This window comes from Bacillus nitratireducens, assembly GCF_036320425.1.
In the GTDB taxonomy this organism is placed as follows: Bacteria; Bacillota; Bacilli; order Bacillales; family Bacillaceae_G; genus Bacillus_A; species Bacillus_A nitratireducens.
In genome coordinates this window covers 1-740 of sequence record NZ_JAUMJO010000044.1, presented here as the reverse complement: position 1 = coordinate 740, position 740 = coordinate 1, and the positions used below count along the sequence as shown (strand labels likewise).

At 41.8% G+C, this 740-nt stretch carries 1 protein-coding gene; it reads left to right on the top strand.

Annotation, left to right across the window (positions count from 1 at the left end):
* A partial coding sequence (locus Q3V31_RS31105; RefSeq protein ID WP_329767702.1) for a serine hydrolase domain-containing protein occupies positions 1 to 740 on the top strand: 740 nt, incomplete at both ends.

Genomic DNA, 740 nt, shown 5'->3' with positions numbered 1-740 from the left:
AAAGTCTTACACTAAATAACTTTCTTCACCATACCAGTGGTCTAACAAATATTAGGCATACTCAAAATATTCCACAAGGCAATACACCGGATATGTTGCAAAAGACTGTGGAAATGCTCGTGGATGCTGAATTGGCGTTCCCTCCCGGTGAACAGTATAACTATGGAACCGTTAATTATGACGTATTGGGTTTGGTTATTGAGATTGTGTCGCGACAAAGCTATGAAGACTTTATGAAGGAACAGGTATTTCAGCCGTTGGGTCTTCACCAGACGTATGTTTATAAAGAAGATGCTCAAGCCACTGGACAGTTGGCACAGGGCTACCGTTCTTCCTTTTTTATGACAACTCCATTTAAAGCTCCGGATTATGCTGGGAATAAACCCGCAGGCTACATCATTTCTAATACAAAAGATATGGCGCGTTGGATGGGCATACAGATGAGTATCGTGCAGGACATACCCGAAATATTTCACACGGTTATCGAAAAATCACATAGGGGTGATATGTCTGTTTCGGCTGTCAACGGTATGTATTATGCGGCAGGCTGGTCCGTAAACGCCGAACAAACGATTATAGAACACACTGGGGGCAATCCAAATTTCAGAACCGAAGTAGCCATACTGCTAAATGAACGAACAGCCGTCTCCTTGCTGAGCAACGGCGCAAATACCAATATAAACATGGTACTAAAAGTTAAAGATATATTAGAAGGCAATCTAACTCAGTCATATGAAATA